21 protein-coding genes and 2 pseudogenes are annotated in these 23822 nt (G+C 44.9%); 18 read left to right on the top strand and 5 right to left on the bottom strand.

What is annotated here, in order from left to right:
• Positions 1 to 121: 121 nt before the first annotated feature.
• The 5 genes and pseudogenes from DWU89_RS07320 to DWU89_RS07305 form a co-directional block, all read left to right on the top strand.
• The gene (locus DWU89_RS07320) at positions 122 to 1423 is read left to right on the top strand and encodes a phenylacetate--CoA ligase family protein (protein ID WP_115498989.1); all 1302 of its coding nucleotides are present in this window, start codon (positions 122 to 124) and stop codon (positions 1421 to 1423) included.
• Positions 1424 to 1453: 30 nt separating this feature from the next.
• On the top strand, positions 1454 to 1879 hold the full coding sequence (locus DWU89_RS07315) for an acetolactate synthase (protein WP_115498988.1): 426 nt from the start codon (positions 1454 to 1456) through the stop codon (positions 1877 to 1879).
• Between the two features lie 11 nt (positions 1880 to 1890).
• Positions 1891 to 2031 (top strand): symporter small accessory protein, encoded by a 141-nt coding sequence (locus tag DWU89_RS20770; RefSeq protein ID WP_167451648.1) that lies wholly within the window; start codon positions 1891 to 1893, stop codon positions 2029 to 2031.
• Positions 2028 to 3587 (top strand): sodium:solute symporter family protein, encoded by a 1560-nt coding sequence (locus DWU89_RS07310; RefSeq protein WP_115498987.1) that lies wholly within the window; start codon positions 2028 to 2030, stop codon positions 3585 to 3587. Before DWU89_RS20770 ends, DWU89_RS07310 begins: the two co-directional genes overlap by 4 nt.
• A gap of 571 nt (positions 3588 to 4158) precedes the next feature.
• Positions 4159 to 4341 (top strand): annotated as a pseudogene (locus DWU89_RS07305) (Arm DNA-binding domain-containing protein); the annotation flags it as partial.
• Here DWU89_RS07305 and DWU89_RS21030 read toward each other — a convergent pair.
• A pseudogene (locus DWU89_RS21030) lies at positions 4331 to 5297 on the bottom strand (IS4 family transposase); the annotation flags it as partial. The pseudogenes DWU89_RS07305 and DWU89_RS21030 sit on opposite strands and share 11 nt — an antisense overlap.
• Positions 5298 to 5451: 154 nt before the next feature.
• Between DWU89_RS21030 and DWU89_RS07295 the strand changes: the two are divergent.
• The 4 genes from DWU89_RS07295 (at position 5452) to DWU89_RS07280 (ending at position 11221) form a co-directional block, all read left to right on the top strand.
• Positions 5452 to 7836, top strand: a complete 2385-nt coding sequence (locus DWU89_RS07295) for a hypothetical protein (RefSeq protein ID WP_115498985.1) — start codon at positions 5452 to 5454, stop codon at positions 7834 to 7836.
• Positions 7837 to 7949: 113 nt separating this feature from the next.
• On the top strand, positions 7950 to 8177 hold the full coding sequence (locus tag DWU89_RS07290; RefSeq protein ID WP_115498984.1) for a hypothetical protein: 228 nt from the start codon (positions 7950 to 7952) through the stop codon (positions 8175 to 8177).
• Positions 8178 to 8233: 56 nt separating this feature from the next.
• The gene (locus DWU89_RS07285) at positions 8234 to 10759 is read left to right on the top strand and encodes an amidohydrolase family protein (RefSeq protein ID WP_115498983.1); all 2526 of its coding nucleotides are present in this window, start codon (positions 8234 to 8236) and stop codon (positions 10757 to 10759) included.
• Between the two features lie 9 nt (positions 10760 to 10768).
• Positions 10769 to 11221 (top strand): hypothetical protein, encoded by a 453-nt coding sequence (locus DWU89_RS07280; RefSeq protein WP_244205872.1) that lies wholly within the window; start codon positions 10769 to 10771, stop codon positions 11219 to 11221.
• A gap of 54 nt (positions 11222 to 11275) precedes the next feature.
• Here DWU89_RS07280 and DWU89_RS07275 read toward each other — a convergent pair whose 3' ends face one another.
• Both DWU89_RS07275 and DWU89_RS07270 read right to left on the bottom strand, forming a co-directional pair.
• Complete coding sequence (locus tag DWU89_RS07275; protein WP_115498982.1) at positions 11276 to 11605, bottom strand: hypothetical protein; 330 nt, start codon at positions 11603 to 11605, stop codon at positions 11276 to 11278.
• 5 nt (positions 11606 to 11610) lie between these two features.
• Positions 11611 to 11907 carry a helix-turn-helix domain-containing protein gene (locus DWU89_RS07270; protein ID WP_167451647.1) on the bottom strand — a complete coding sequence of 99 codons (297 nt, stop codon included), beginning with the start codon at positions 11905 to 11907 and terminating at the stop codon, positions 11611 to 11613.
• Positions 11908 to 12380: 473 nt separating this feature from the next.
• Between DWU89_RS07270 and DWU89_RS07260 the strand changes: the two genes are divergently transcribed.
• Entirely contained in the window at positions 12381 to 13292 is a 912-nt protein-coding gene (locus tag DWU89_RS07260) for a substrate-binding domain-containing protein (protein ID WP_115499027.1), read from the top strand.
• 7 nt (positions 13293 to 13299) lie between these two features.
• Positions 13300 to 14679 (top strand): ATP-binding cassette domain-containing protein, encoded by a 1380-nt coding sequence (locus DWU89_RS07255; RefSeq protein ID WP_115498979.1) that lies wholly within the window; start codon positions 13300 to 13302, stop codon positions 14677 to 14679.
• On the opposite strand, the gene DWU89_RS07250 is transcribed toward DWU89_RS07255, so the two are convergent.
• On the bottom strand, positions 14676 to 16184 hold the full coding sequence (locus DWU89_RS07250) for a PAS domain-containing sensor histidine kinase (RefSeq protein WP_115498978.1): 1509 nt from the start codon (positions 16182 to 16184) through the stop codon (positions 14676 to 14678). The genes DWU89_RS07255 and DWU89_RS07250 overlap by 4 nt on opposite strands.
• Before the next feature lie 159 nt (positions 16185 to 16343).
• On the opposite strand from DWU89_RS07250, the gene DWU89_RS07245 reads away from it, so the two are divergent.
• Both DWU89_RS07245 and ybaK read left to right on the top strand, forming a co-directional pair.
• On the top strand, positions 16344 to 18470 hold the full coding sequence (locus tag DWU89_RS07245) for a Tex family protein (protein WP_115498977.1): 2127 nt from the start codon (positions 16344 to 16346) through the stop codon (positions 18468 to 18470).
• 3 nt (positions 18471 to 18473) lie between these two features.
• Complete coding sequence (gene ybaK / locus DWU89_RS07240) at positions 18474 to 18989, top strand: Cys-tRNA(Pro) deacylase (protein ID WP_115498976.1); 516 nt, start codon at positions 18474 to 18476, stop codon at positions 18987 to 18989.
• Here ybaK and DWU89_RS07235 read toward each other — a convergent pair.
• Positions 18946 to 19329: a GtrA family protein gene (locus tag DWU89_RS07235; protein ID WP_115498975.1), complete on the bottom strand. Its 384-nt coding sequence runs from the start codon at positions 19327 to 19329 to the stop codon at positions 18946 to 18948. The genes ybaK and DWU89_RS07235 overlap by 44 nt on opposite strands.
• 103 nt (positions 19330 to 19432) lie before the next feature.
• On the opposite strand from DWU89_RS07235, the gene DWU89_RS07230 reads away from it, so the two are divergent.
• From DWU89_RS07230 to DWU89_RS07210, 5 genes are all read left to right on the top strand, one after another.
• The gene (locus DWU89_RS07230; RefSeq protein ID WP_115498974.1) at positions 19433 to 19927 is read left to right on the top strand and encodes a TlpA family protein disulfide reductase; all 495 of its coding nucleotides are present in this window, start codon (positions 19433 to 19435) and stop codon (positions 19925 to 19927) included.
• 97 nt (positions 19928 to 20024) lie between these two features.
• The gene (locus tag DWU89_RS07225; protein ID WP_115498973.1) at positions 20025 to 20936 is read left to right on the top strand and encodes a DUF6268 family outer membrane beta-barrel protein; all 912 of its coding nucleotides are present in this window, start codon (positions 20025 to 20027) and stop codon (positions 20934 to 20936) included.
• Between the two features lie 42 nt (positions 20937 to 20978).
• Positions 20979 to 22052, top strand: coding sequence for a sensor histidine kinase (locus DWU89_RS07220; RefSeq protein ID WP_115498972.1), 1074 nt, complete (start codon positions 20979 to 20981; stop codon positions 22050 to 22052).
• Positions 22049 to 23086 (top strand): sensor histidine kinase, encoded by a 1038-nt coding sequence (locus DWU89_RS07215; protein ID WP_222940342.1) that lies wholly within the window; start codon positions 22049 to 22051, stop codon positions 23084 to 23086. The genes DWU89_RS07220 and DWU89_RS07215 overlap by 4 nt, the downstream gene beginning before the upstream one ends.
• Positions 23083 to 23808 carry a LytR/AlgR family response regulator transcription factor gene (locus DWU89_RS07210; protein WP_115498971.1) on the top strand — a complete coding sequence of 242 codons (726 nt, stop codon included), beginning with the start codon at positions 23083 to 23085 and terminating at the stop codon, positions 23806 to 23808. The genes DWU89_RS07215 and DWU89_RS07210 overlap by 4 nt, the downstream gene beginning before the upstream one ends.
• Positions 23809 to 23822 lie beyond the last annotated feature (14 nt).

The following is a 23822-nucleotide window of genomic DNA, read 5'->3' as shown; positions in this document are numbered from 1 at the left end:
TTAATAACCCAAAAAAGTATCCTCTTTCACATTTTTGACCAGAAATATACAATCTATCCAAAATAAAAGATACATTTGCAGTCTAATTTCATGAATTAAACACATAATAATACAAAAAACGATGGAATATTGGCAGAAAGATATTGAAACCATGAGTCGCAAAGATCTGGAAAAGCTACAGTTGGAGCGATTAAAAAAGACAATAGAATTAGCCGGAAATTCTCCTTTCTACAGTAAAGTATTCAAAGAAAACGGCATAACAGCCGATAGTATTCAATCCTTGGATGATTTGCAGAAGATCCCTTTCACGACGAAAGACGATCTCCGCAACAATTACCCCTATGGAATGGCTGCCATACCTATTAAAGACTGCGTACGTATCCACTCGTCCAGCGGAACGACCGGTAACCCGACTGTCGTGTTGCACTCGGCAAAAGACCTTGATCAGTGGGCGAACCAGGTTGCACGCTGTATGTATATGGTCGGCATACGCGACACCGATGTTTTCCAGAACACATCCGGCTACGGTATGTTTACCGGCGGCTTGGGATTCCAGTACGGAGCTGAAAAATTAGGTTGCCTGACAGTGCCTGCCGCAGCCGGGAATACCAAACGGCAGATTAAGTTTATTACGGATTTCGGGACGACCTGCCTCCATATCATACCCAGCTATGCGACCCGTCTGGCGGAAGTGATGTATGAAATAGGCCTCGACCCCCGTCGTGACACCAAACTGCATACCGTTTGTATCGGCGCCGAACCCCATTCGGAAGAACAGCGCCGCCGTATCGAACAGCTGTTAGGCGTAAAAGCATATAACTGTTTCGGAATGTCGGAAATGAACGGTCCGGGTGTCGCATTCGAATGTACGGAACAAAACGGGCTTCATATCTGGGAAGACAACGTAATCGTTGAGATTGTCGATCCGGTCACTTTGCAGCCGGTAAAAGAAGGCGAAGTCGGAGAAATGGTCCTGACCACTATCAACCGGGAAGCCATGCCCTTGTTCCGCTACCGTACGCGCGACCTCACCTGCTTCTTGCCGGGAGACTGTCCTTGCGGACGTACACACAGGCGGTTAGCACGTTTCAAAGGCCGCAGCGACGACATGATCATCCTGAAAGGTGTCAACCTCTTCCCGATCCAGATAGAAAAGATATTGATGCAGTTCAAGGAACTGGGCAGCAACTACCTGATCACCATCGAAACGGTAGGAAACAACGACGAAATGCTGATCGAAGTAGAACTGAGCGATCTCTTTACCGATGATTACAGCGTGCTGCAACGTTTGGCAAAAGACGTTACCCGTCAGCTGAAAGACGAGTTGCTCCTGACCCCTCACCTGAAACTTGTGGCTAAAGGCTCTTTGCCGGTACAGGAAGGAAAAGCGGTCCGTGTAAAAGACTTACGCAAACTTTGCTAATAGAATAATGAACTTAAAATAAACACAGTCATGACAGTCAATCAGATTTCTATTTTCCTGGAAAATAAATATGGCAAGCTCAGTGAAATCCTCGCAATGCTGGCCGAAGAAAAGATACGGATTATTGCTGCTACCGTTGCCGACACATCCGAATACGGTATCCTGCGTATTATCGTCAGCGACCCGCAGGAAGCGTACAAAATCCTGAAAAGTAATAATGTCAGTGCAAACCTGACCGACGTGTTGGCAATCGTCACCGATTCCTGTGCAGGCAGCTTTGCACAGACATTGTCTTGCTTCACTAAAGCCGGATTGAGCATCGAATATATGTATTGTTTCTCCGTCAAAGAGAAATCGATCCTGATCCTGCGCACAAACAACCGGGAAGCAGCCCGCGAAGTGATCCGCCGCCAGAATCTGGAATATATTTGCGAAAGCGATTTGATTAAACTATAAAACAACTTTACATGTTCGGAATTAGCGACCCTGGCATCTGGCTTGCCTATCTGTTAGCCTTAATATGCCTGTTCTATTCCATTTGGTTTGGCGTAACCCATTGGAATAAAGGCGACGAAGACAGTACTAACTCACAAGAGCCGGAAAAATGAATACACTGACTTTAGGTATCGTAGTAATCATCTATATGTTTATCCTGGCATGGCTGGGATACATCGGATACAAACAAACGAAAAATGCCAGCGACTATTTGCTGGGGGGACGGAAAGTAAACCCCATCATCATGGCTCTTTCCTATGGGGCGACATTTATCTCCGCATCCGCCATTGTCGGCTTCGGGGGTGTTGCCGCCACATTCGGTATGGGAATCCAATGGCTGTGTTTGTTGAATATGTTCATGGGCGTTGTCATCGCTTTTATCGTTTTCGGGCGTAACACCCGTAAATTAGGCGAGAAGTATAATGCCCGTACTTTCCCGCAACTATTGGGAGCTCATTATAAGTCGCGCTCCATACAGGTTTTTATCGCTGCCGTCATCTTTATCGGTATGCCGCTCTATGCAGCAGTCGTGATGAAGGGAGGTGCCGTGTTTATCGAACAGATGTTCCATATAGACCTGCATCTGGCCTTGCTGATCTTCACTCTTATTGTTGCCGCCTATGTGATCACGGGTGGAATCAAAGGTGTGCTGTATACGGATGCCCTGCAGGCGGTTATCATGTTTGCCTGTATGCTGTTCCTTCTTTTCTGGTTCTACCGGGTGATGGATATGGGCTTTATCGAAGCCAACCATAAGCTGACGGAGATAGCTCCGCTCGTTCCGGAACGCTTTAAAGAGTTGGGGCATCAGGGATGGACGGCAATGCCGGTAACCGGATCTCCACAGTGGTACACGTTAGTGACTTCTCTCATTTTGGGTGTCGGCATTGGTTGCTTGGCACAACCCCAGTTGGTGGTACGCTTTATGATGGTGGAAAGTACCAAGCAGTTGAACCGGGGTGTCTTGATCGGCTGTGTCTTCCTGATTGTAACAGTTGGAGCCATTTATCATGTCGGCGCCTTGTCGAACCTGTTTTTCCTGAAAACGGAAGGCGTGGTTGCTTCCGAAGCGATCAAGGATATGGACAAAATTATCCCGCTGTTTATCGGCCGGGCGATGCCGGAATGGTTCAGCGCCGTGTTTATGTTGTGTATCCTGTCGGCAAGTATGTCCACGCTCAGTGCACAGTTCCATACCATGGGAGCCTCTTTCGGCGCCGATATTTTCCCCGGGTTGGGACATAAGAAGAGCAACACGAACTCGACAATGGGCGTACGCATCGGCGTACTTTGTGCCATTTTGGTCAGTTACATCATCTGTTATACGCTGAGTGCGGGTATTATCGCACGCGGAACAGCCCTGTTCATGGGAGTTTGTGCCGTTACTTTCCTCCCCGCCTACTTCTGTTCCCTTTTCTGGAAGAAAGCGACCAAGGAAGGAGCGCTTGCCAGTTTATGGACAGGGGCGTTGGCAAGTCTTTTTGCGATGTTGTTCCTTCATAAAGCGGAAGCAGGTGCAGTCGGCCTCTGCAAAATGTTATGCGGCCGGGATGTCCTGATCGATGTTTATCCCTGGTTTGCTATCGATCCGATCCTGTTTGCATTGCCGTTATCAGTTCTTGCAATGGTTTTGGTAAGCCTGATGACGTATAAAAAACAAGCAGTTTAAAGATATTAGCTTTTATTAAAAGCGAAAGAACAAAATTTAATACATTATCTATTGACAGCTACAGGAATACCCGTATATTTGCACTGTGGTTTTTTCATAATAGTATTAGATTTAAGGTTAACAAAGTTGGTTAGGGGTTGTCGTGAGACAGCCTTTAATTTTTTATATACGTTCCTTCCCTTTTCCACACAGCTTCCCATCCATTATCAGTTATTCGGGCACTAAGAAAAAGTTTCATAGGCACGGAACTAAAGTTTCTTCACGAGGGAACTAAAGTTTCATAGGCATGGAACTAAAGTTTCCGTTTGTGAAACTTAGTATTTCAAAAAGATACGCAAAAATAGCGCAATCATGCTAAAAATTAAATAGTTATAAAATATGTTTTTTAGCAAGGTAGGAAAAGAAAGCAAGGAAAAGCATATTTGGGCGGGAATTACGTTACCAAATCGTAACTCGCCTCCAAATGCTCCAGGATAAAGCGTAATGCATTATATTACAGTATGTTACCCAATTTTGCCTAACATCAAATAACTCAACAGTAATTAAATTTGTGAAGAAAAAAAGTTGAGTTATGAGAAGTACGTATCGTGTGTTATTTTACACCAAAAATCAAGCAGTAAAGAATGGTAAAGCACCGATTATGGGCCGCATCACCATCAATGGAACCCAAGCAGGTTTCAGTTGTAAGAAAGAAGTATCCCTCGCTTTGTGGGACGTCAAAGCCAACCGGGCCAAAGGTAAATCCGAAGAATCGACTTTGCACGATGCCCATGTTTCAATATCCTAATTTTCTTTATATTGATATTCTTATGATTCCCCACAAGATACGCCCATACAAGAGCCATACACACGAGCGCGACGAGTTTTTGATTCTATCAATGTACCTCATGTGCATCCTCTATATTGAATCCAGAGGATTTCATGACCTTGAAAAGAGTCTCAATCTGCCATCTGTCCTTGTATGTCTATATGGCATGTTCAATCTGAAGTTCAGGCTCTCCGTCGGAGTTCTTAAGCCGCGCACCGACCAGATATTATGGAGGAGAAGTTCTTCACTGAGTCTGACGCGGTTGAACAGATGCCATGCGCAAACTTTCTCACCGGACTTCGGATTTACGATCCAAAAGTTCTGCCGGATCCGTATGTAGTACCGTATTCTGTTTTTGTTAAGCCATGCAATCCATTCCTCGCTGACAAATTCCCTGTCTGCCACGAGACTATCGATACGTCCCGGACCGAAAATGTCGATAAACCTCTATATAATAGCCTTGCGTTCCATCCAATTGGAGTTCCCCGTTTGTCCAAAAGCCTGAACAACAGCAGGAAAGCGATTTCCTTGTAGGTTATCCCGAGCATGAGGATGTTGATGTTTGGCTCTCCAGATTTCCAGTTGGTGCGGTCCATGGAAAGAACCATCTCCTTTCTGACAGGAAGAAGGCTGAAAATCATCCTTGCTATAAGGTCAAGATTGAGGGCGTATTTTGCAAAGAAGCGTTGAAGCCTTCGCATGGTGGAATCCCGTTCCACGGTTGTAGGCATGGCCGCGGCCAACTTGTGAAGATTGACAGTCTGGACAATGCAAAGGGCATGGATTACGTATGTCATCAACTTTATGCGTGCCAGATTCCTTATATTTCCGAAATACTCTTGCATAGTCAGAAAAATTTGGTTAACTTTGACTAAGTCCTTGGGTTTTTTAGTAGTTCTCATGGAGAAAATTCGATAAACTTTTCTTTTAAATTACTAAATATCAAGGATTAAAAAAAGAATAACTATTTAAAATGTAGATGTTTAGAAATATAATTTCAATTTTTATCATGTACTAAAAAGAAATTGATACAGGAATACTTAAACTATCATAATTATGCCGATACTGAGATATAAATTTGGCCAAGAGAGAGAAATTGTAAAGGAAAATGCTGGATTTGACGACTCTATTTTCCGTGACCAATATGTGCAAGCTCTTAGACTGACGAATGCCTTTGTTCGCGATAAAGAGAGTCAAACCCTTAAATGCGTGGCTTTCTGCGGGGATCGAGGAGAAGGAAAAACATCGTGTATGACAACGACACAAGGAATTATTGAACAGGTTAAAGAGAAATCTGACGCATATTCGTATGTGGATAAAATAGGATGCAAGGATCTTGCTAATACCAAATGTTCAGTCGTAGAAGTTACTGACCCTTCTTTTTTCGATGACTCGCACAACATTCTTCAAATTACTATCGGGAAATTATATAATAGCTATCGTCGGAAGCAGGAAGAATGCAAGGTTGATTATGGAAAAAAGAACAAGCTGCTGGAAGCTTTTTCGAGAGTGAATGCATCCCTTTTGACCCTGCAAAAAGATGATATAGACTCGATGAACGACTTGCATAGGTTGGCGGTACTTGCCACAGGTATTACATTACGCGATCAGATTACCGAATTGGTAAAAGAGTATCTAAACTTTATGGGGGCTGACATTTTGATTGTCCCCATAGATGACATCGACCTGAATATCGCCCATGCATACAGGATGTGTGAACAAATCAGAAAGTATCTGTGCGTACCGCAATGTGTGGTGTTCCTCAGTCTGAAAATAGAGCAGTTGCAGTATGTGGTGGAAAATGCTTTCGCGGCAACAATAAAAAATCCTAATATAGGAAAAGCCTCAGATTCAAATGGATTCAACTCTGACGAGATAGCCGAAATGGCAAAAAAATATATCAACAAGTTGGTTCCAGTGAACAGCCGTGTGGAGATGCCTAAAGCCTACAGCCTTGCTGAAGTTAAATTGGAGTTGCCAACAAGCAATGGTGGTATCATGACGATGGAGAGTATGAAAAAGGGAGTACTTGAATTAATATACAATAGGACTCGTTACCTTTTTTATAATCCGGCTGATAGCATATCTCCGATTGTTCCGAACAATCTTCGAGACTTGTTTAACCTCATCGCTTTACTCGCTGCAATGGAAGAAATTCCAGATTCAAGGGAACCGACAAAAAAGCATGCTTTGGAGACAAACAAGAATATGTTCAAGCTCTATTTGTTCACAGTTTGGAAAAAACGATTTGACATTAATACACAAAACAAACTTGATAGTCTTGTGACTTTTGATTACGGAACTTCGTTTAACAAGGAAGTAATCGCGATTCTCTCAAAAAGGTTTGAGGAACAACTGAAAAAAGATTATCACGAACAGACAGAGGATGATTATCAAATAAGGGATACTGAAGCTAATATTTCTGATTCAAAATCAGAATCCTCTAAGGTTGATACCACCCCACAAACCATAATGCTTAAAAGCATATGTGCTACTGACAATTTTGGTTATAATGTTACTGCGGGGGACCTCTTTTATCTGTTTTCTATACTTGAGCGTGAAGTCTTGAGCGAAAACGATAATGCGCTTCTCTTTTTTCTTAAAAGTCTCTATTCAATAAAACTTTATGAAGAATACGACCAAGTTACTGAACTTGAAGGAATGGTCTATCCTAAAACTAACGATGAAGAAAAAGGACTCACTATTGTAGATAGGAGATTTGATCACTCAAATAAATTGCAACTTCTTACAGGAGGCAGCTATTTCACTTATTGTCCGGGAGATTTTATTCCTAAACCCTCAAAAGAAGTCGCTTATGATATAAGAATCATCAGTGGTAAAGAACTAAACGGCTTTTTATCTGAGTTAAGGGGCGGTTTTAAAGAAATAGAGGATTTAGAGAAAAAAAAGAATAAGACAGATGAAGAGAATAAGAAAATAAAGGAATTCAACATAAGACTTAATACAGCTGAGTTTTTCATTCTTACCACGAAATGTGCCGTGCCGCAAAAGAAAGCAGAAACAAAGGATTCGATCAGTTTAGTGAGAACGTTGGATTTCTTGCGTCATAATGTTGAAGCATGCCATTATAGAACATTTTATCCTACTACCGGCTATTACCTCTTTGACATCATGTCGATTTTTGGCAATATGATAAACCTGGAACTTACATACAAGAAGTTTTATTATGTCAACGATGACTTTTATCGTTTCATCTTTAATCATCCTGGTTCGTTGCTTCACAAAATTACTGAAAAAAGTTCAGTTTCTCGACAATATATAAATTATGAGGACAATAATGAGCGTACACAGATGCATAGACTCCTATCTGATAGCATTATCCGAAACGCAGAAGTACTCACTTCGGTGAGAGTAACCCTGATGAAGAGGCGGATATTTGGAGTAAATGTAAGAGTATTTTTGATTCAATATTCAATATAGAGCTAAAATCTCCTGATAATCTTTCATTGGAAGAAATTCTAAAAACAATCCACAGGGCAAAAAATCCCGTGACTATTAGGGAAAAATTGAAGACTATCCCCTACTTTAGTAAGATGGATGACGATGAATTGAAATCATGGGTACCTGACAAACCGGATGGTACAAATTATACTAAAGAAGAAGCTGAAGATATTATCATACGGAAATATAACGAAATATTTATACATGAAGACGTGGTGGTCCCTGCTGAATCTGAACAGACAGAAATGCTTCAACAAGCAGAAGTACAGCAAGTTGACATGGATGAAAATGAGTCAAATGGAGAGCCGGTACAGCAGTAATCGTTTTATAACTCTCGAAGTCCAAAGAAAGTATAAGTTTTTACCGAATTTGATAAATGGATCTAATCAGAAATACAATTGAAGGTTTACTGTACGATTTCCCAATTGAATTGATGGGAAATTACATCACAAAAGATGACTCTATAGATATCAACGAGATACTGATAGACATCATAAAACGAAAGGATGTCTCATTCACCCGAACAGATATTTCGTTGCTTTCTGAAGTGATTAATGATACATGGTGTACGGATGCTGAATTTGGTATTCATCCGGAAACATCCTCTTTGACTAATCGCATTTTATTATTGATGACAGAATTCTCAAAGCATGTGCTTAATCTTGCCGGTCTGCACAATCCTACTGTTCGATTCAACGAATTGTTGAGATGGCGTACTCTTTCGCTTAAGGTGGGTGAGGATATATTGGTTCTTCCATTGCTTGCACGGTATGATACGCTATGCCGTATCAAAAGAAAACGCTTTTTGTGGCCGATGGTACTTGAACACGACAATCTGAGACTTAATGCGATTCTTGATGAAGAGTTGTCTGACACACATTCGCATATCAATGCAGCCACCGATGTGTTCGAATTCAATTGGCTGAGATTAATGAACATGCCGGGACGAAAAAAGGACAAAGGAACTTTTTGGATATCAAGTGCAAAGAAAGACTACGACCTCATAAGCAGAGCGGGTAACAACCATTATCCACTTCCTTGTTGGGCGGTGATTGCCGCTACTGTTCGAGCAATGCTATGGGCGTCGGTTACCGAGAATGAGGATACTTGTCCCATTACTCGCGTTATGGTTGAAGAGATGCTTGAATCTGAAGACTCGATTTATAATAAATTGGAAGCATTAAATCCTCTCATTGCTACATTTTTAGAGAATGCCCTTGAAACAAGTAATGGAATCAAGATAGATTATGCTATTGATGCACGGGATTTTATCAGTGATATCCCTTCTTCCCCTTATTTGATACATCATGGTGAGAGAAATTTCCTTTATCAATGGTTTAAAAGTTTTTTCGATAACGAACATGGGGCAAGAGAGAATGCGGATCTTATGCTTCTCTATCTGGTAATTAAATGCAAAGTTCGTCGAGAATTTGTACAAACCAATGACCTCAGAGGTTTTGTGAATTTTCAAGATTATGACCATGAAAAGGTATCGGCTTTGGGCACGGAAGAAGAAAAATGGGAAAAAGCTTTTGGGGAGATTGCCTATAGATATGCTGTGCAGACTTCTTGTGGAGACAAACTGAGATTCAATCTCGAGGCTCGAGTTACTCCCAATAGTATAAGATGCGTGCGTAAGATGAATTATAAGCAAGCTATATTTGGAAATTCAGATTTTCTAAAACGTGATAACTGTCCATCTATAACCTTAATCGCTCATTTTATAAAGGGTGCAGATAAACAGAAGAATGGATTCACATGCCGACATGCTGATTTACGAAAAACACTAAAAAAACAAATGAACCAAATCATTAATAGAATTGGAGAGTATTCTATGGGTAATGGTCCCCATTTGACAGGACTTGACGCAGCCGGTTCGGAACTCGGATGTCCACCTGAAGTGTTCGCCCCTTTTTTTCGTTATGCAAAATTACACGGATTGACCAACTTAACCTACCATGTCGGAGAGGACTTCTATGATGTTGTGGATGGACTGAGAGCAGTGGACGAAACGATACATTTCATGAATTATTCTGCAGGATGCCGTATCGGTCATGCACTGGCTTTGGGAGTAAATCCATTTGATTTTTATGAAGAACGGCATCATTATATCATTATTCCCAAACAAACACTGCTCGACAATCTTGTGTGGCTTAAATACACAGCCGCATCCAACAATATAAGGCTTAATCCCCAAACACTCTTACTAATTGATTGTCAGTTTTCCATATTATCTTCGGAACTTGGCTATTCGGCAATTTCATCTGATATGAACGACTATCAGCAAAGCATGAATATGCGAGGTGATTGGATAGACAATTCTGAAGAGCCTGAGGATATTGGAGGTCGTTATTTTAAATGGTCTCCAATAACTCCTGCAGCTGTTGCTCCACAGAGAGTATTTGATTTATGGGAGCATTATAATCATTCGGAATGTTGCAATCGAATTGGGAAAAAAGTGACGGTGATTCAAGTTCCTCTTTCATTTGCCACCGATGTCGCCAAGGTACAAGAGTCCATTCTTTGGAATTTAGAGAAGCAGGGAATAGTGATTGAAACCAATCCGACATCCAATCTGCGGATAGGTCGGTTTAATAGATACGACCAGCATCCGATCTTCCATTTTCATTCCATAGATGCAAAAGAGGGGAAGCATTCAATGTTGGTTAGTATCAACACGGATGACAAGGGTATATTCTACACTTCACTCAAAAATGAATTTTCATTATTAGCTATAGCATTGCGAAAAGAAAGAAATGCTGATGGGACTCTGAAGTGGAGTGATTTGCAAATAGAAAACTATTTGAAGCGTATAGCTCATTATGGCAATATTTCACGGTTCCGACAAACGTATATTCCTTCGGGGGAGGAAATAGAGTTTGAATCAGTCCATAACCACTAAACTGAGTTCTTGCAGAACAAGTTCATGGTCGAGGGACTGGACGGTATCAAATATACCTACAACAACGGTTATATAGCCAAAGACCTGAAACTGGCTGTCATGAACTTCATCAATGCGCTGGAACGCATTCCCGCCATGATAGAGAAACGGGAAAAGGAGAACGCGGAGCTGTCGAAAGACATCCCGATCCTTCGGGAGATTGTGGCGGCCTCATGGCCCAAGGATGCGGAAATCAAGCGGCTGAATGAAGAACTTGCCACGTTGAACCGGAAAATACAGCTTACCATAAAGCCGGCAGGCGGCAGTGACGGTACACCGGACCTACCACGGAAGGCAAGGCACGTACCCTCAATGGATATTGCTCCCTCGTCAAACGGGCTGAAAAAATATCCTAAGTTTCCCGCGGCAGATTGCGGTAAGCCCCGAAAGATACGCTGGCCCCACTTCTGCAGTTTACCATAAAGAGCCTTCAGAAAATGACAAGGGTGTGGCTGTAATGGGGAAAAGGACACTCGGTCATTCCACTTCCTCAAAGGAAAGGCTTTTCACCTGTCTGTTAATGACTTTCCAGTCAACGAAATCTTTCAGATTGATTATATCCACAATCGAATAATGTCTGGTTCCGTCCTCTTCTTCCGCAAAACGCAGACGTCCGCTCAAACGCTGTTTCTCAATCTCTGCCGGATCGAGATTTATCAGTTCGCAGACTTCATCGGGCAGCATGGAAAGCGCCACGTCATTTTCCTGACAGATATGTTGCAGGACAGCCAACATGTTCAACGACTTCTTGTAACTTCTCACGAGCGCAGCGAATGAACCGCTTTCAATTTTAATCATCTTCTTCATAACGCTTATTTTTTAGAGTGTTCTTCTTTTTCCAGCAACATGGCACGGAGTACGTCCGAACGGCGGTAATATATCTTCCCCTTGTCTCTATGAAAGGGGAGTGTCCCGTCATTGCGTCGTCTTAAAAGTGTCCTGTCCGACATCTTGGTAAGCAGGTGCACACCTTTTGAATCCAGTATCTCGCTGTCCGGCAAATTATGTACGGCAGGAGCCAATAACTTTTCAATGTTGGTAACTTTGGCAAGTATGGCACTAAGCATGTGGGTTGTCTGTCCACCCGGTGCAGTTCTTCTATTATTCATAATGACCTTATTTTTATTGTTTATGGTGCAATATTACGGAGATATTATAAGGCCATTGGTTACTCAACCGTTGAGCAACCGCCAAAAAAAGACAGAAAACGCCAATTTGGGACAAAAAAATAGCCGGGAGGCACTGTCCCCGGCTATTCTATAACAAGTAGGCATCAATAAGTTATGCCTTAAATCATAATATGTTAATAATCAGATTTGTACAGAAATAAATGGCAGTATATTTTGCTATATTCTAAATATTGCCTACATTTGTATATGAGTTATTTGAAACTATGCAAAGCAGTGTAACCCGAAGCAAGACTTCCATCACCAAATCGTTACCTGCATCTTTTAAACTCTCTATATTTACTTTATCTTCAGATAGTTACAACAAAATACATTGTTTCTCCTAAGTAGAAAAAGTTGAAACTTTTTTATCCATCGCAAGTTTTTGCTTAAGTTTGCCGGAAACTTATGAAGCGATGACATTTCTCAGATGCCTTTGTTTGCTGTTTATTTTATGCTGTTGTAACAGTCCGAAGAAAGAAGCCGAAGCGATACGCGTCTCCGTCCTTCGCGGCCCGTCTGCCATTGCTTTTGCGGAATGGATGGAAAATGCGCCGGAGATAGACGGCAAGCCGGTTGTTGTACGGCTGGTCGATTCTCCAGACTTGATGCAGGCTGAAATGATTAAGGGAGAAGCCGATATTGCCGTACTGCCTATGATCAGCGCCGCCAACCTGTATAATAAAGGTGTACAATACCATTTGGCCGGATGTCCGATATGGGGCACTCTTTACCTGGTCGGCAAACCCACCAAAGAAACTTCCGAAGAGAATAAGCCCGTTTTGCATATATTCGGTGCAGGAACTACGCCGGATATCCTCACACGTTATTATCTCGACAGGCATAAACTCGATTATTCCCGAAATTATACATTCACGACTGCGCGCGAAGTGATGCAAGGACTGCTGGCCGGAAAAGTGGACAACGCCGTCTTGGGGGAGCCATTCCTGAGTATGGCTTTGCGTAAGGACAGCACGCTGCAAATCCTGGCAGACCTTAACAGGCCGGATTCCGCCTTTTCCGGGTTCGCCCAGACAGCGGTGCTCTATGCTCCTGCCCTGAAAGAGAAACAGGCTGAAATAGACAGCCTGCTCCAATCTTCCTGCCGCTTTGCAACCAGACATCCGGAACAGGCGATCCGCATACTGGAAACAGAAGGTGTCTTCGCACTGGGAATGCTGACTCCCGAAAGCGTCGAACGGTGTAAGATCGATTATAAGCCTGCCTCCGAAGCAAAAGAAAGCATAGTCCGTTTCTTGCAATTGATAGAAGAATATGAACCGAAAGCCCTCGGCGGGAAACTCCCGGACGAAGGCTTTTATAAATAGCCGGATCATGAAGAAAAGCGTCTTTACACTCATATCGATTGGCCTTTTATTGCTCGCCTGGCAACTGCTGGCAATGCTTGTCGGCTTGCCGGATCTGGTGCCGTCCGTGCCCCGCCTGTTGGAGACACTTGTTATGCTTTTCACATCCGGATCGTTCTATCAGTCTGTTGCAGCCACTCTGTTACGGGGCATTACAGGCATGTTGATCTCTTTAATCGCTGCTACGGGAATCGCTTTCCTGTTCAATAAGCGGGAATGGATATACGAACTGTTTCGTCCCTTATTGGCAATCATGCGGTCTGTTCCGGTTATTTCCTTTATCCTTCTGGCACTGATTTTCCTCCGCCCGGAAAGTATTCCCCTGATGATTGCTTTCCTGACCATGTTTCCGCTCCTTACGGAAAACCTGACAAAAGGAATCCGCAACCAGCGGAAAGAACTTTCAACCATGGCCCGCCAATTCCGGATCGGACGGTGGAACAAGTTGACGCAAGTCATCTATCCACAATTGAAACCATTCCTGTATAGCGGTCTCGCTTCTGCATCCGGCTTTGGCTGGCGTGCCATTATTATGGGAGAAGTATTGGCGCAATGCAGCCCGGGTATCGGCGGAGAGATGAAACAGGCGCAAGTCTTCATTGCCGTTCCCGAACTGATGGCGTGGACGATTGTCGCGATACTGATCAGTTATCTTTTCGATAAAGGAATCAGTTGGTTGGGGAGACAACAATTTCCTATATGTTATAACAAGCATACCTCCGAATTGCCGGCACCGGAGGGTTGTTGCGAAATCCGGATGGACAATGTTTCATTCCAATACGGCACACAGCCTGTGTTGTCCCATTTCAGCTATACCTTTGAGAAAGGAGTTGTCTACGGAATCACAGCCCCTTCCGGAACCGGCAAGACAACATTGCTCAATCTTGCCGGTAGCATTTTGCAACCGGCACAAGGAGAGATCGAAAAGGCCTGTAAAGAAGGGATAGCCTGTGTATTCCAAGAGCCGGAACTGCTTGACCAACTGACAATAACAGAAAACATCGCTTTCCCTTTAGCGGCTCATTTAAAGAAAGAGACCGCTTTGCAGCAAGCCGTTTCCTTACTAAAAGAGATGGAATTAGAGGGGCTGGAAAACCGTTTTCCGTATGAATTGAGTTTCGGGCAACAACAACGGGTTGCAATCGCCCGCGCCCTCGCCTATCCTTCCCCGCTCCTGCTGATGGACGAACCGTTCAAAGGATTGGACGAAGCTTTGTGCAGCCGGATTATCGGACGTATTCGCCAGCGGCAGGCCATAAGCGGTCAAACAGTCCTTTTCTCCTCCCACAATCCGGAAGAACTGCGTTTACTGGCTGACCGGATCATCCGGCTGAACCAGCCGGATTAGGAAACTTTTATTGGCGTACAGGGAATCGCAAACCAGAAGGTAGACCCTTTTCCGACCTCCGACTCGACGCCTATTTCCCCTTTCAACATCGAAATAATGGTTTTGCAGATGGAAAGCCCGAGCCCTGTTCCCTGTTTAAACATATCCAGTTTGACAAAGCGGTCAAAGACAGATGACAGATGTTCTTTCGCGATACCGGTTCCCGTATCTGTGACATACGCATAAATTCCCGTTTCCGTAATCCTATATCCGAAGCGGATGGAACCGGAAGAGGTAAACTTTATCGCATTAGACAGGAAATTGGTAATCACCTGCGTTAACCGCGTCTTTTCCGATTCGATATAATAATCATTGCCATCGGTCTCGAAACAGACCTTCACATCCGGTTCGGCCCGAAGAGAAAAGGCCCGCTCCTGCGGTTGGAATATCTCATTCAGGCGGAAAGTAGTGTACACGAACTCCAATTTGCCGGATTCGATCTTGGAGATGTCCAGAATATCCCCGATCAGCTGCAATAGGAACTCGTTGCTCGACTGGATAATCTGCAGATACTCCTGCTTCTCTTCTTCCGTATCGGCCTGTGCCAGCAGAGTAGAGAAACCTACGATCGCATTCAACGGCGTACGGATTTCGTGGCTCATATTTGCGATAAAGGCCGATTTCATCCGGTCGCTTTCCTCTGCCAGATGTTTGGCCCGGACATCTTCCTCATGTTGCTTGTCCACTGTGATATCACGCAGAATACCAATTGCTTTGGATGGCTTGCCGTCCTTATCATATTCATAGACCTCCCCTATCTTTTCCAGCCACACATATTCGTCAGAGAAATAATGGCAACGGAAACTCAGGCGGAGCGAATCGGTTTCTCCCCGTGCAAAAGCATTCACCACATCCCGGTACATTTGTTGCTCATCCGGATGTATCTTTTCAGTAAAACTCTCATGGGTAATAAACGTATGAATAATCTCTCCGTCTTTGGCAAAAGAGAGCTCGGCTGTCTCATTGATCACATCCCAAATCCAGGGATATATCTTCCCGGCCTGACAGGAAAGAGCCAGACGCTTGTTGTTTTCCTGCTGCTCCTCTTCGATCTGTTGCTGACGGGTAATATCCCAGGACATTCCCAACAAATAAGGGGCTTTTCCTTCACGGGGAACCAACATCTTCATCGTATCGATCGAACGAAGGACACCCTCCCTATCTATCATTTGCTCAATAAACCGCTGTGTTTTCCGGCTTTTCAACACATCCAGATCCTTATCCCGGAAAGCTTGTGCCACTACAGGATCGTTAAATAGTTCAAAATCAGTTTTTCCGACAATATCTCCGTGATACTGCCCAAATAACTGTTCCATCATCGGACTGGCATAAACATAGCGGAAATCATTACCCGTATCCTTCACAAAGAGATACATCGGGACGGAACTAACGATATTTGAAAGCAAACCGGATAAATCCTTATATTCTTGTTCTAATACTTTTTCATCAGGAAAGACTGACATCATATATGCAAAATTTTATGAGATAAGAAAAACATTCGAGTGACAAATGTCTTGAAAATAAACGTCACTTGCAAATATTTAGAGAAAGAACTCGTGAGCGGAAGCTAAATAAACGCCAAACTATTATCTTTGCGACTTAAACATAAAGAATTTAAAAGCTATATGATCACATCATTCCATGCACTCATCTCACGCATCCTGAACATCCCCGCCGGACAGGTGGAGCGAACCATCGGATTGCTGAACGAAGGTGCAACCATCCCTTTCATCAGCCGTTACCGGAAAGAAGTGACCGGAGGACTGGATGAAGTACAGATCGGAAATATCAAGGACCAGCTGGATAAGCTGACCGAGCTGAAAAAGAGAAAAGAGACGATCCTCTCCTCTATAGAAGAACAAGGGAAGCTGACCCCCGAACTGAAAAAGCGTATCGAGGACTCGTGGGACAGTACGGAAATAGAAGACATCTACCTTCCCTATAAACCCAAGCGCGTCACTAAGGCGGAGATAGCCCGCAAGAAAGGTCTCGAACCGCTTGCCAAGGTCGTGATGATGCAAAACGAACCGAACCTGCTCGCACGGGTAAAAGCATTCATAAAGGGAGAAGTAAAAAACGCCGAGGAAGCCTTGCAGGGAGCCCGCGATATCATTGCCGAATGGGTGAACGAGAACGAAGAGGCCCGTAACGCCGTACGTAATTCCTTTTCGCACACAGCAATCATCACCTCCAAAGTGATCAAAGGAAAAGAGGAAGAAGGAGCCAAATATCGTGATTACTTCGACTTCAGCGAACCATTGAACCGGGCCAGTTCGCACCGTCTGCTGGCACTTCGACGGGGAGAGGCCGAAGGCATCCTGCGTGTCGGCATCTCACCGGATACGGATAACTGCCTGGACCGCCTGAAACGCCGTTTCGTACGGGGACGGAATGAAGCTTCCGAACAGGTAGCGACCGCCGTGGACGACTCGTTCAAACGTCTTCTGAAGCCTTCCATCGAAACCGAGTTTGCCAATCTCAGCAAGGCGAAAGCCGATGAAGAAGCGATCCGCGTGTTTGCCGAGAACCTGCGCCAACTGTTGCTGGCTCCCCCATTGGGACAGAAACGTGTGTTGGGAGTCGATCCCGGTTACCGGACCGGCTGTAAACTGGTCTGCCTCGACGCACAAGGGGCGTTGCTGCACAACGAAGCCATCTATCCGCATCCGCCCCAGAACGAAAAGGGCAAGGCTGCGGCAAAAGTGGCCCAGCTGGTTTCGACCTATGCCATCGACGCAATTGCTATCGGCAACGGGACGGCAAGCCGCGAGACGGAACAGTTCATTACCAACATCCGTTACGACCGTAAGGTGCAGGTGTTCGTTGTCAGCGAGAATGGCGCCTCCATCTATTCGGCGTCCAAGATAGCCCGCGACGAGTTTCCGCAATACGACGTGACGGTTCGCGGTGCCGTCAGTATCGGCCGCCGCCTGATGGACCCGCTTGCCGAATTGGTTAAGATCGATCCGAAAAGCATAGGTGTGGGCCAATACCAACACGACGTCGAACAAGGCGCGCTGAAAAAGAGCCTCGACCAGACCGTCGAAAGCTGTGTGAACCTGGTCGGTGTCAATGTCAATACGGCCAGTAAGCATCTGCTCACTTATATTTCCGGCCTCGGTCCAACGCTGGCGCAGAATATCGTGGATTACCGTACCGAGCACGGTCCTTTCCAATCCCGCCGCGAACTGATGAAAGTTCCCCGTATGGGTGAAAAGGCATTCGAACAGAGCGCCGGTTTCCTCCGTATCCAGGAAGGTAAGAATCCGCTGGATAATTCGGCTGTACACCCGGAGAGTTATCCGATCGTGGAACAGATGGCAAAAGATTTGAAATGTACGGTTGCCGAACTGATCTCCAACAAGGAGTTGAAGAAGAAGCTCGACCTGAAAAAATACGTCACGGACAAAGTCGGTATGCCGACACTGCTCGACATCATGGAAGAGCTCGACAAACCGGGACGCGATCCCCGCCAGGCCATCCAGGTGTTCTCTTTCGACCCGACGGTCAAGACGATCGAAGACCTGAAAGAGGGACAAGTCCTGCCGGGCATCGTCACGAACATCACAAACTTCGGCTGTTTCGTCGATGTAGGCATAAAGGAAAACGGGTTGGTGCACATCTCCGAGTTAGCTGACCGTTTCGTCAGCGATCCGACCCAGGTCGTCTCGATCCACCAGCATGTAAAAGTAAAGGTTTTAAGCGTTGATCTCGTCCGCAAGCGGGTTCAACTTTCTATGAAAGGAATATAAACAATGAAAATTAACAAGACAAACGTAGCACGCCTGCTGGATAAGGCCAAAGTAGCCTACCAGCTGGTTCCCTACGAAGTAGATGAAAACGATCTGAGCGCAACACACGTTGCCGCTCAGTTGGGCGAGAATGTAGCACAGGTTTTCAAAACGTTGATCCTGCATGGCGATAAAAACGGTTATTTCGTCTGTGTCATCCCCGGAGCCAACGAGGTCGATTTGAAGAAAGCCGCCAAAGTCTCCGGTAACAAAAGTTGCGAAATGATCCCCGTCAAAGAGCTGCTCCCGCTTACCGGTTATATTCGCGGCTGCTGCTCCCCCATCGGCATGAAGAAACATTTCCCGACTTACATCCACCACACAGCCGAACAATTCGACCATATCTATGTAAGCGCCGGACAACGGGGCTTGCAGATACAGCTTGCCCCTGCCGATCTAATCCGGGAGGCACGGGCGGAGGTGGCGGATATTATAGTTACCGGTGCAAGAACGTCACCCGTTTGTTCATCAGATAATTGACAGCTCCATACACGAAAAGCCCCAGGAACTGTGCCAGGTATTCATTCAGGTCGAGCACTTCGACCATCACGAGCAGGGCAAGGAATTGGGCGAAATAGGCACAACCGAAAGCGATCAGGAACAAGGGGACCTCGCGGCGGAATTTCCCTTCGCGGGAAGTAAATATCCAGTATTTGCTCCAGAAGAAGTTATTGATCTGGGCAATGATGTAGGCGGTGATATTCGTTGCAATATAATTGCAGTCGAATTCATCCATCATCAACCAGACTACAGTGACCGTAATCAGCGCATTCAATGTACCAATCAGCATAAACCGGACTACAGGTGTAACTTCTGCCATTTTACTATTCTTGTTAGAAATCGAGAGGCAAATATACAGGAAATATACAAATAACCATGCAACAAGATATGAAGTATAACGATTAAACTATATATTTGTCGCTATGAAACACCTTTTATTCTGCATAATCAGCCTGTTATCTTTCCAGGCTTGTGTCCGGGAAGATGTACCTTCTTCCGGCAACTTTGCCTTGAAGGAAGGCGACCTGTTACCCGCGTTCAGCATTGCCAACCGGCATGAAACGATATCGGTAAATGATTTGAAAGGCAAGACAGTTCTGATCATATTCTTCAGCACAAGCTGTCGGGATTGCCAGCAGGCTTTTCCGGATATAAACGCCCTATATAAAGAATATGAAGACAACCCGTCCGTCCGTGTCCTCCTGATTGCGCGCGACGAAACGGAGGAACAAGTCTCGGCCTATTTCCGGGAACACAGCTATGATATGGAATTTTTCATGGACCCGGAACGAAAAGTCTACTCCCTTTTTGCCGATAACACCATCCCCCGCGTCTTCCTTGCCGACCAGACCGGCACGATCATCCTGATACAAACAGAAAAGGTCGATGCCGGAGAAATCCGGGCGAAAGTATATTAAAACAGGTATTTCATCTATGTATTTCCCCTTTTCATCTCTTTAAAATAACAGCGTTGTAGACTTTTATAGTTTTGCAGACACGTTATAAAGAAAGAGTATGAAATATTTAGTAGGAAGTTTTATTCTTGCCGCCCTGACAGGCAGCCAACCGGTAATGGCACAGGCATTTCTGAAAGCAGAGTATATGTCTGCAACAAATTTCCGGGACGTAGACAACAATAAGACCGGAGGAAAAGGAGATGCCAAAGTCGTGCAGGCCGGCTTTAATATCCCGATCGTTGCGAAAACAGACGAGCATGATAAATTGATCTCTGCATGGGGCATTACGTGCGGAGGATCATATACGACGATGAATAACGACGGACTGGCCGCCGAAATAAACCTCTCTTCCATCCTCGATGTGCAAATCGGGCTGATGCATACGCGTCCGATCAGTGAAAAATGGTCGTTGATCGCCTCCGTCGGGATCGGGATTTATACGGATGCCGGCAAGTTCTCCAAATTCTCTTTCAAAGACTTGATGGGAAACGGAGGCGTTCTCTTTGTCTGCCACCTGAAGGAGAATCTCGATCTGGGCGGAGGGATCATGCTGAACAGTACGTTCGGTTATCCGATGGTTTTCCCGGCCTTTTACCTGAACTGGATACTTACGGGACGTTATACGGTGGAAATATCCATGGTGAGTGCAATCGAGATGTCGTGCGGCATGCGGCTCAACAAGTTGTTCAACCTGAAACTGATTGCCTCTATGGACGGGATGCTTGCCTTTACGGAACAAGACAATAAAAAGCAGATGTTCACCCAGCAATATATCGTAGCCGGGCTACAACCGGAATTTGTATTGGGTAAAAACCTGACGCTCCCTGTTACGCTCGGCGTCTCCCCTTACCGGACAGCGTTCTATACAGACCGTACTTTAAAAGCCTTCTTTAAGGATACGGGAAAAGATTTCGATCCGCATTTTTCGCTTTCCCCTTATATTAGTGCGGCAATCAAGTACGGGTTCTGAGAAAAATAACCATCTTTATCGGATATATAAGACAAGACAAATATGCTGACAAGACAAAAGATTTCAGACGATATACTGATGAACTTCCTGATGGCGCCACGCTACAGGATATACAGGCATCTGATCCTTATTTTCTTCGTAATGATGATCTCGATCAACCTGGCGCATTTCACATTCTATGAAGACAACGTCTTTTTCCGTCGCGCCATCCTGCTTGAAAGTGCCGGTTCCCTCATGCTCTTTCTTGCGGCGATCTACCTGAATATATATGTGCTGATCCCCCGGTTGATGCTGAAGAAAAAGTACGGGCTGTACGGGCTGACACTATTCTTAGTCGTTTCAGTCCTGCTATCGGCCGCTTTTCTATACGATTATTATACCTATACATCATACGGGGTGGAGTTCGGGCAATATTCCTATTTTTATAAGAACCGCTTCTTTCCGTTGGAGATTGTCTCGAACTTTCTGCTATTTCTGATTTGCTGCATCGGTCCTTCGATGATCACGTTGCTTCGTCACTGGCTGGACTACGGGCAACGGGCAAGCAAGCTGAAAAAAGAAAAGCTCCATTCAGAATTAGAACAGTTGAAGAACCAGGTCAGCCCGCAGTTTCTGCTGAATATGCTATCTAAGGCAACGGAATTGGCTGTCGTAGACCCGCGACAAACATCCGCTATCCTCGTCCAATTGGGAAAGCTGCTCCGCTATCAACTCTACGACAGCAGCCGGGAAAAGGTATTCTTTTCGGCCGACCTCTCTTTTTTGGAAAACTTCCTGAATCTGGAAAAGATGCTGAACCCGATGCTGTGTTTTACAATCACGAAAGAAGGACCGGTGAATTATTTGCTGGTCCCGCCCCTGCTTTTTATCCCGTTCGTCGAATATTTCATCTATCAAAGCGAACGGATAGAGAAAGAATACTACATCCATCTGGCCTTCCGGGTGGAAAAAGGAGAACTCCTCTTCAGCTGTGCCAGTTCCGTCCGGCATCGCGATATTTCCAAGCTCGATAATATCCGCCGCCGGTTAGAACTGTTGTACGAAACATACTCCTTAGAAGAAGTACAAGGCGATACGGAAAACAGGATTAATATGCACTTAACTTTAAGCCGATGAATGCAATCGTAGAACTTCTGATCAGCCGTAAATACCATATCCTCCGCCACTCTTTACTGTTGGCAGTGAGTCTTATTATGGCAATTGCAAATTTCTATAACGAATATCCCTTCGGAGATCATCCCATAGTCGGCTCCCTTTTGATGGCGGTATTTCTGATACCGATCTATGCAAACGTGTATATATTGGTTCCGCGCTTGTTGTTCAGGAATCGGTTCTTTTCCTATCTGATGATGATGGGGGCGGTGGTTTTTATGACCATCCTGTTGGTTATATGCCTGCAATTGATTTCGAACAATGATCTTCAAAAGAATTTACAGGAAGCGGATTGGTCGATTATTATCCTGAACTTCTTTTCTTCGGTCTTTTCGCTGGCGTTGACGATTGCCGGTACGACTTCCATTCTGCTTTTCCAGCATTGGGTCATTTATGAACAGGAGATACGGGAGTTGGAAGAAACCACGATGCAGTCGGAACTGGAACAACTGAAGAACCAGATCAACCCGCATTTTCTTTTTAATATGCTGAATAATGCCAATGTGCTGACGCAGGAAAATCCGGAGGAGGCGGCGAAAGTCCTTCGCAAGCTGAATGAACTGCTAAAATATCAGCTGAACGACCGGTACGCCGTGTCCGTCCGGCTGGAAGATGAGATTCATTTCCTGACCGATTTCCTCAATCTGGAAAAGTTGAGACGGGATAACTTCAATTTTATCATCACCCGCGAAGGTCCGGTCGAAGAAGTATCGCTCCCTCCGCTTCTGCTGATACCGTTTGTGGAGAACGCGGTGAAGCACAACAACGATAACTGCAATCTCTCGTATGTCCATCTCCTTTTTAGGGTGGAAAGAGGATGCCTGCAGTTTATATGCGTCAATTCAAAGCCCACTTTCAGTCAGGAGGAAAAACGGGACGGAGGCTTAGGGCTTGCCAATATCAAACGGCGTCTGCAACTCCTGTATGGGAAGGACCATACGCTGCGTATAGAAGAAAACAAGATAACATATACAATCGATTTACAAATAAAATTATGAATTGCATTATAGTAGATGATGAACCGTTAGGCCGCAAAGCCATCGAATTGCTGATACAGGAAACCCCTGCATTGCATCCGGCAGGCAGCTTCGGCGATGCCGCCACGGCAGGGCTGTTCCTGCAACAACATCCGGTCGACCTGGTCTTTCTGGATATTAAGATGCCGGGTATCAATGGACTGGATTTTGCCCGCACGATCCACCGCAACACGCTGGTGATCTTCACGACTGCCTACGTCGAATATGCGTTGGACAGTTATGAAGTGGATGCCATCGACTACCTCGTCAAACCGATCGAACAGGAACGTTTCCGGAAGGCGGTGGAAAAGGCCATTGCCTATCATCGCCTGCTGACAGTGGAGACGCCAAGCAGCAGTATCGAATCGGTAATAGACGACTGTATGTTCGTGAAAGCCGAACGGCGCTTCTTCAAAATCTTCTTCCGGAATATTCTTTTCGTTGAAGGGCTGAAAGATTATGTCGTGATACAGACTGTCGACCAACGCATCATTACCCGGATGAGCCTGAAGTCGATCAACGAGCTGCTCCCGCATAACACCTTTCTGAGGATAAACAAGTCTTATATCGTCAACACGACGCATATCGAGTCGTTCGATAATAATGATGTCTTTATCGGAAAATACGAAATTGCGATCGGCAACAGTTACCGGGAGGCGTTTATAGAGGAATACATAAAAAAGAACGGCATCAATCTCTTGTAATGCCGTTCCTTCTT

The organism is Parabacteroides acidifaciens (genome assembly GCF_003363715.1).
Taxonomy (GTDB): domain Bacteria; phylum Bacteroidota; class Bacteroidia; order Bacteroidales; family Tannerellaceae; genus Parabacteroides; species Parabacteroides acidifaciens.
The sequence above is the reverse complement of the archived record's forward strand: the minus strand, read 5'-3'. Positions and strand labels throughout refer to the sequence as shown.

Coding starts and splice junctions, on each gene's coding strand:
- DWU89_RS07295 (WP_115498985.1), top strand. CDS start 5,452: ATGCCGATACTGAGATATAAATTTGGCCAAGAGAGAGAAATTGTAAAG.
- DWU89_RS07320 (WP_115498989.1), top strand. CDS start 122: ATGGAATATTGGCAGAAAGATATTGAAACCATGAGTCGCAAAGATCTG.
- DWU89_RS07220 (WP_115498972.1), top strand. CDS start 20,979: ATGCTGACAAGACAAAAGATTTCAGACGATATACTGATGAACTTCCTG.
- DWU89_RS07250 (WP_115498978.1), bottom strand. CDS start 16,184: ATGATGTCAGTCTTTCCTGATGAAAAAGTATTAGAACAAGAATATAAG.
- DWU89_RS07235 (WP_115498975.1), bottom strand. CDS start 19,329: ATGGCAGAAGTTACACCTGTAGTCCGGTTTATGCTGATTGGTACATTG.
- DWU89_RS07310 (WP_115498987.1), top strand. CDS start 2,028: ATGAATACACTGACTTTAGGTATCGTAGTAATCATCTATATGTTTATC.
- DWU89_RS07285 (WP_115498983.1), top strand. CDS start 8,234: ATGGATCTAATCAGAAATACAATTGAAGGTTTACTGTACGATTTCCCA.
- ybaK (WP_115498976.1), top strand. CDS start 18,474: ATGAAAATTAACAAGACAAACGTAGCACGCCTGCTGGATAAGGCCAAA.
- DWU89_RS07270 (WP_167451647.1), bottom strand. CDS start 11,907: ATGAATAATAGAAGAACTGCACCGGGTGGACAGACAACCCACATGCTT.
- DWU89_RS07290 (WP_115498984.1), top strand. CDS start 7,950: ATGGATGACGATGAATTGAAATCATGGGTACCTGACAAACCGGATGGT.
- DWU89_RS07315 (WP_115498988.1), top strand. CDS start 1,454: ATGACAGTCAATCAGATTTCTATTTTCCTGGAAAATAAATATGGCAAG.
- DWU89_RS20770 (WP_167451648.1), top strand. CDS start 1,891: ATGTTCGGAATTAGCGACCCTGGCATCTGGCTTGCCTATCTGTTAGCC.
- DWU89_RS07255 (WP_115498979.1), top strand. CDS start 13,300: ATGAAGAAAAGCGTCTTTACACTCATATCGATTGGCCTTTTATTGCTC.
- DWU89_RS07215 (WP_222940342.1), top strand. CDS start 22,049: ATGAATGCAATCGTAGAACTTCTGATCAGCCGTAAATACCATATCCTC.
- DWU89_RS07210 (WP_115498971.1), top strand. CDS start 23,083: ATGAATTGCATTATAGTAGATGATGAACCGTTAGGCCGCAAAGCCATC.
- DWU89_RS07230 (WP_115498974.1), top strand. CDS start 19,433: ATGAAACACCTTTTATTCTGCATAATCAGCCTGTTATCTTTCCAGGCT.
- DWU89_RS07245 (WP_115498977.1), top strand. CDS start 16,344: ATGATCACATCATTCCATGCACTCATCTCACGCATCCTGAACATCCCC.
- DWU89_RS07225 (WP_115498973.1), top strand. CDS start 20,025: ATGAAATATTTAGTAGGAAGTTTTATTCTTGCCGCCCTGACAGGCAGC.
- DWU89_RS07260 (WP_115499027.1), top strand. CDS start 12,381: ATGACATTTCTCAGATGCCTTTGTTTGCTGTTTATTTTATGCTGTTGT.
- DWU89_RS07275 (WP_115498982.1), bottom strand. CDS start 11,605: ATGAAGAAGATGATTAAAATTGAAAGCGGTTCATTCGCTGCGCTCGTG.